The following is a 6,504-nucleotide window of genomic DNA, read 5'->3' as shown; positions in this document are numbered from 1 at the left end:
CCCCCCCCCCCCCCCCACCCCCCCCCCCCCCCCCCCCCCCCCCCCCCCCCCCCCCCCCCCCGCGACCCGGGGCGTCACGCGGCGGGGAGGACCCGGGCGTCGGGGTCGACGCCCATGAGCTTGGCCAGGTTGCCGCCCATGACCGCCTTCTGGTCCGCGAGGGGCAGGGTCTCCAGCTCGTCGACCCAGGTCACCGGGTCGAACAGGCCTTCCGGGTGCGGGTAGTCCGACCCGAAGACGACGTTGTCGGCGCCCACGGTGTCGATGAGGCCGAGCACGTCCTCCTCGTGGAAGGGGTGGACGTAGATGGACCGCTTGAAGGTCGTCATCGGGTCCTCGTCGAACAGCCCCGGGTCCCGCTCGTGGAGCTTCTTGAGGGTGGTGACCAGCGGCTTCACCCACGCGCTGCCGTTCTCGACGGGCATGAACCGCAGGCGCGGGAACCGCGTGGCCAGGCCGTGGCCGATGATCGACGCGACGACGTCCCGGATGCCGCGGTAGTCGGCGCGCACGATCTCGGCGAACGCCGACCGCTTCTTGGCGAACGGCAGGAACTCGCCGTCGTCGCCGTCCCATTCGTTGAGGTAGCGCTGCCCGCCGTCGTCGGAGGCGTGCATGCCGACCAGTACGCCGGACTCCTCGACCAGCTTCCAGAACGGGTCGAACTCCGGCAGCGCGAACGAACGCCGCTTGCCGTTGAGGCCGGGGACGGGCGCGGGGCGGATGAGGATGGCCCGGGCACCGCGCTCGACCACGCGCTCGAACTCACGCATCGCCTCGTCGACGATAGGCAGGGTGATGACCGGCGTGGGGAAGATCCGGTCCTCGTAGTTGAACGTCCAGTGCTCGTACATCCATTCGTTGAGCGCGTGGACGATGGCGTGGGTGGCCTTCGCGTCGTCGGCAAGGCGCTCTTCGAGCAGGCTGGCGAGCGTCGGCCACATCATCGCCCGGTCCAGGCTGAGCTCGTTCATCAGCTCCAGCCGGTCCTTGGGATTGAAGTACGCGGCCGGCGCGTCGATGTACCTCGGCGGCGCGCTTACGACTATGTCGCCTTCCTTGCGCTTGGTCTTCGAGGAAGGGTTCTTGAGCTGGAACTCAAGCTCCTGGGCACCGGGAGGGGCGACCTTGTTGAACGTCGGGTTCGGGATGTACTCGCTGATCTGGTTCTTCAACGCGATCTTCGTACGGCCCTCGACCTGCACATACTTGACCAGTCCCGTGTAGCTCTCGGGCAGATGCCTGGTGAACGCGTCGGTGGTCTCGTACATGTGGTTGTCGGCGTCGAAGACCGGAAAGTCCAACCTGCGGGACAAGGCTGCCTCCAAAGATCGTGCAGGGCTGCTGTCCTCAAGGTAAGCAAGAAAGTACGACGCCGTCTAGATATGCCGAGCGCCAACCAGGTCGGCCGCGCGATGATTTGCAGCTTTTGTCAGTGTTCTTGGGTCTCCTCGGCCTGGGAAGTGATGTACGACTCGCTCGGATCCGCAGATGGCGCCCCGGTGAGATCGCCAAGAAATCAGACGGAGCCCAATAAACAGCGTTCCGCCAGGCCCTCGGGTGCCGTGCGCGAGGAGCGGTCCGCTGCGGCCGACCTCAGGGAGAACCGAGTTTTCGAAAACTTGGTTTTCATATTGAGTTCCGAGAACCGATGCTGCATAGTCGCCGGACCGTCAGCGGGGCGCCACAGCGGCCGATCAGCGCACGCGCGCTCCACCGCCGACAAACCGGAGGCCGCAAACTCATGTCGGCGCACCAGCACGGACACGGACACCGGCACGGACACGGACACCGGCACGGCCGCCGACGCGGGAACCTCGGGCGTTCCCTGCGCATGTTTCGCACCGCCGCCTGCGCGGCGGCGCTGCTCCTGGCTGTCGCATGCACGCAGTCCTCGGGCGACGCCCCCGAGCCGGACGGCACCCCGCAGCACGGCGGTGCCGCCACCGTCCTGCTGCCCGGCGACGCCCGCGGCCTCGACCCGTACACCGCGAACGTCGCGAACCAGGCGGACGGCAGCAGGCTTTCGGCGCTGTACGACGTTCTGCTGTGGAGCGACCCCGCCACCGGCACCGTGCGCCCGCAGATGGCCGAGTCTCTCGTACCCGACCGCGAAGCCCGTGTCTGGACGCTGGCCGTCAGGAGCGGGATCACCTTCACCGACGGCACACCGCTGGACGCCGAGGCCGTCAAACGCGCGTGGCAGAAGCACCTGGACCCCGCCCTGCGCTCGGCCGCTGCCGCGGTCGTCCAACCACTCCGGCTCACCGTCGTCGACGCCCTGCGGCTCACCATCGAACTGCCGTCGCCCAACGCGAACTTCGACCGCACCATCGCGCACTCGCTCAACTTCGTCCCGTCACCGCGCACCCTTGAATCGGCCGAATCACTCGCGGCATCACGCACCGCACCCGTGGGTGCCGGGCCCTACACGCTGAGCGCATGGGTGCCCGGCAGCCACATGACGTTCGAGCGCAACGCCCGCTACTGGCAGCGGGACAGGCCGTACCTGGACACGCTGACCTTCCGTGTGGACGCCGACACCGGCGTCGCCGCCAGGAAGATCGACTCCGGCGAGGCGGACGCCGTCGTGACCAGCGACCCGATCATGCTCGCCGAAGCGCGTGAACTCGGCCTGTCCGTCGACGAGATTCCGCTCAACGGCGGCCAGATGATCGCCTTCAACACACGCGCGCAACCCGGCCGCGTCCTCACGGATCCGGAGTTGCGACGCGCCGTGGCGCTCTCCTTGAGCACCGACGAGATCAACCGGCGCTTCAGCGACGGCAAGGGGCGCCCGGCACAAGGCATCTTCGACTCGTCGTCGCCGCTCGCCAACATCCAGTTGGCCGTGCCGGAGAACGATCCCGTCCGAGCGGCGTCGATGTTCGCGGCGATCACCGACAACGGCCGCCGGCCCGTCGCGATCACCTTCGCGGTGCCCAGCAACCCGAAGGCCGTGGCGATCGCGGAGTACGTGAAGGACCGCGTCGAGACCGCGTCGAACAAAGCCGTGACCATCGGCCTCGAAGTGGACGACATCCCCGGCTACACCCAGCGCGTGCTGTTCGACCTGGACTTCGACATGGCGATATACAGCCTGTGGGCCGAAGACGCGGAGCCCACGCTGTACCAGTTCCTGCACTCGAAGAGCGGCCAGTCCAACCTGACGGGTTACCAGAACCCCGAGGTCGACGCCGCCTTGGAAGCCGCACGGCTGTCGGCCGACCGCGCCGTACGCACCGAGGCGTACACGCGCGTGCAGGTCCGCCTCATCAACGACGTCCCGATGTTCGTCTTCCAGGAGGCACTGGCCGGAGCCGTCACCGGCCCCGGCCTGACCGGCATGCAACTGTTCAACGACGGCCTGGTGCTCTGGGACCGCATCGGAATGCGGCGCTGACCCCCGCCGCCGCCCCCGGAGCCAACACGGGCTCCTCCCCGAGTCCGTGTCAGCGGCGGTAGGCCGCCCTCGGCCGGCCACCGGCGCGCGGCGGTTGCGGCGGACACGAGCGTGACGCCGCCGAGCACGCCGACGGCCGTGAGGAGGCCGGCCGCCGGCCGGACAACGCGCGGCTTGCCGAGGCAACCGCCGTGTTCGCGCTGCTGTCCGACGCCACGCGGCCGCACCTGCCGTGGCTGCCGGCCCAGGACGAGTCAGACGTGGGGACGCCGGCCGACCGCTGCGGAGCCGCCCGCCCGGCGGTCAGCCGGCGTCTCGCGAAGCTGCGTCTCGCCGGGCTGGTCGACACCCGGCGCGAAGGCCGGCGCATGCTCTGCCGGCTCAGCGACGGGCACCTGCGCCGACTCGTGCTGGAGGCGCTGAGTCACGCCGACCACCGGGTCAGCGGTCAGGACCCGCACGACTGACACCCCGGTCGGCTCAGCCGACCGGGGTGTCGTCCGGTGCGGGAGCGGGGAGGCCCCGCGCGGTGACCAGGCGGGCGCTGCCTTCCGAGAGCCGGTACGCGAGACCCACCACCGCCGCTTGGCCGGCGGCGACCTGGTCGTTCAGCACGCGGGAACGCTCCAGCAGCAGGTCCACGGTGCGGCGGATGTGCTCGTCGATGAAGTCGCTGTCGGCGTGCAGGCCCGCGGATCGTGCGGCCAGCACGCTGGGGGTGACGCGTTCGACGACGTCCCGGACGTAGCCCGGGGCAGCCGCGCCCTCGTCGATCGCCGCGCGGGCCGCGGCGACCGCCCCGCAGGAGTCGTGCCCGAGCACGACCACGAGGGAGCAGTCGAGGACGCTGGTTCCGTACTCGATGCTGCCCAGCACCTCCGGGCCGAGCACGTGGCCGGCGGTGCGGACCACGAACAGATCGCCCAGGCCCTGGTCGAAGATGATCTCGGCGGCCAGACGGGAGTCGGAGCAGCCCAGCAGCACCGCGAACGGCGTTTGCCCCGGCTCGATTTCGGTACGTCGGGCGGCGTCCTGGTTGGGGTGGCGCGGGGCTCCGGCGACGAAGCGGCGGTTGCCGGCGAGCAGGGCGTCGAGGCCCTGCGCCGGAGAAGCAGATCCAGTGGTCATGACCGCAGCTTAAAAGGCGGCCGATGCGCGCATGCGGGAAGATCCCCGACAAGCCGCCGGAGAGGCCGTCAGCGGTTCGGGGGAACGGCGGGTTCCGGGACGGCGGGCGTCTGCTCGGGGGCCGCCGTCGGCAGGTTGTGCGCCAAGAGCACGCACCCGAACGCGATCGCACCGACACCGATCACCTCGGGCACCAGCCACCAGCCCAGGCGCACGCTCTCGGAGAACAGCACGACCCCGAAGACCGTGCTCAGCAGCGCGTCGCCGAGTGTCAGCATGGGCTGGGACGCGGCCAGCGACCCGGCCTGGAGGGCGTTCTGGAGCAGGAAGAGCGACGCGACGCCCACCGCGGCGGTCGCGTAGAGCTGCCACGCGGAGAAGAGCTCGGCGAGGCCCCCGTGCCGTTGTGCGGTCGCGTCCTTGAGCAGCGCCGCCGTCAGCGCGTAGCCGAACGCGGCGGCGAGACCGAACGCGGCGGCGCGTACCTCCCCCCTGACGCGGATCCCCACCGCGGCCAGCACCACGATCGCGCCGCCTGTCGCGATGAGGGCGGGCACCCACCGCCACGACGGGACGCCCGCCGTACCGCCGTCCGGCGACGCGGATGCCAGCGCCAGCGCGAGGCCGCCGGTGGCCGCTGCGACGCCGAGCCACGCCGACGGCGGCAGCCGGCGCCGGAAGACGAGCGATCCCAGGATCAGCGTCGCGGGCAACTCGATCACGAAGATCGGCTGCACGATCGAGATCGGACCGGTCGCCAACGCGATCGCCTGGCACGCGGCGGCGACGATCACCAGCCCGATGCCCGCGAGCCAGACCCGGCGGCGCACCAGCTCCGTGATCAGCGAGGCGTGCAGGGCTTTGCGCGAATCGACCGTCGACGCCGCACGCCGCTGCAACACGGACGCGGTGCCGTTGCTCAGGGACGTCAGGATGGCGAACAGAACGCTGAGCATCGGCCGATCGTGCCACGCGCGGCCGGACGCGAAAGCGGTGACGCGCCCGCCGAACGGGTCCTGTGGGGCCGCGGGGCGCCGAAGGCATTTGTTGCGTTTTGCCCGGATGGGCCGCGCCGGCGTGGCGGGAACGCACATCGGGCCATACCGGCCGGGGCGGCGGGAGTCCGCCGACACGGCGGCGGCGGGCCGGCCGGGCCGCATGACCGCGCGGCCCGGCCGGCCGACCCAGGGTGTGTCAGGCGTCCGGACGGGCCGCCCACGCGGCTTCGACCGCGTCGGCCAGGGCCTGGCCCTTGGCGAAGCCGTAGTAGGCCGCGAACTGGAGGACCAGTTCGTCCATTTCCTCCTTGGTCAGGTCGCCGGAGTGGAGCGCCGACGTGACGTGCGAGGCCAAGGGGGTCGCCGCGTCGCACAGGGCGACGCTCGGAACGGTGATCAGGCGGCGGTCGCGGCGGGTGAGGCCGGGGCGCTGCCAGACGTGGCCGAAGACGAAGTTGAGGATGCCCGCATGGCGGTACGGCGACGTGGGCGGCGGCGCCGGGCACAGGTTGACGTCGATGAACTCCGCGGTGCCGCGCGCCTGGCGGGCCTCCCAGTCGCCGGGGCCGAGTGTGTCGTAGTCGAGAGTCGGCCACGGCGGCGGCTCCTCGCCGCGCTCCTGGTGCAGGCGCGCCCACGCCTTGGCGATGCTGCCCTCCAGGTGGGACGCCTTGGGCCAGCCGTTGTAGACCGCGAAGTGCAGGACGAATTCCAGCATCGCGGTCAGGTCCATGTCACCGCTCGCGAGGGCGGCGTAGACATGCTCGTCGATGGGGCCGGGCGCGTCGGCGGCCGCGGCGCAGGTCAGGGTGATCCATCTGCGGTCCCGCCGGGACAAGCCGGGCCGAGACCAGACTCCGCCGTACAGGAACTCGCGTGAGGCCTGACCGAACGGCGTTGTCGCCGGTGGGAGTTCGTGTTCCAGCACCTCGGCGCCGATGCGCTCGGCGCGTCCCTCGTCCATGACTGTCTCCT

The 6,504-nt window shown here is 70.8% G+C and carries 5 protein-coding genes and 1 pseudogene; 2 read left to right on the top strand and 4 right to left on the bottom strand.

Annotated elements, in window-relative coordinates; all coding sequences use genetic code 11:
- Positions 1 to 74 precede the first annotated feature (74 nt).
- Positions 75 to 1,316 carry an amidohydrolase family protein gene (locus tag ACRX5W_RS23045; RefSeq protein ID WP_436790162.1) on the bottom strand — a complete coding sequence of 414 codons (1,242 nt, stop codon included), beginning with the start codon at positions 1,314 to 1,316 and terminating at the stop codon, positions 75 to 77.
- 518 nt (positions 1,317 to 1,834) lie between these two features.
- Between ACRX5W_RS23045 and ACRX5W_RS23040 the strand changes: the two genes are divergently transcribed.
- Positions 1,835 to 3,403: an ABC transporter substrate-binding protein gene (locus ACRX5W_RS23040; RefSeq protein ID WP_436790161.1), complete on the top strand. Its 1,569-nt coding sequence runs from the start codon at positions 1,835 to 1,837 to the stop codon at positions 3,401 to 3,403.
- A gap of 152 nt (positions 3,404 to 3,555) precedes the next feature.
- Positions 3,556 to 3,870 (top strand): annotated as a pseudogene (locus ACRX5W_RS23035) (ArsR/SmtB family transcription factor); the annotation flags it as partial.
- A 13-nt stretch (positions 3,871 to 3,883) separates the two neighbouring features.
- On the opposite strand, the gene ACRX5W_RS23030 reads toward ACRX5W_RS23035, so the two are convergent.
- From ACRX5W_RS23030 to ACRX5W_RS23020, 3 genes are all read right to left on the bottom strand, one after another.
- Positions 3,884 to 4,531 (bottom strand): carbonic anhydrase, encoded by a 648-nt coding sequence (locus ACRX5W_RS23030; protein ID WP_436790160.1) that lies wholly within the window; start codon positions 4,529 to 4,531, stop codon positions 3,884 to 3,886.
- 68 nt (positions 4,532 to 4,599) lie between these two features.
- The gene (locus ACRX5W_RS23025) at positions 4,600 to 5,487 is read right to left on the bottom strand and encodes a DMT family transporter (protein ID WP_436790159.1); all 888 of its coding nucleotides are present in this window, start codon (positions 5,485 to 5,487) and stop codon (positions 4,600 to 4,602) included.
- 238 nt (positions 5,488 to 5,725) lie between these two features.
- Complete coding sequence (locus tag ACRX5W_RS23020; protein ID WP_436790158.1) at positions 5,726 to 6,493, bottom strand: carboxymuconolactone decarboxylase family protein; 768 nt, start codon at positions 6,491 to 6,493, stop codon at positions 5,726 to 5,728.
- Positions 6,494 to 6,504: the final 11 nt, after the last annotated feature.

Source organism: Yinghuangia sp. YIM S10712, assembly GCF_051388935.1.
Lineage (GTDB): Bacteria > Actinomycetota > Actinomycetes > Streptomycetales > Streptomycetaceae > Yinghuangia.
Note: the sequence above shows the minus strand (reverse complement) of the source record. Positions and strands in the feature narration are given on the sequence as shown.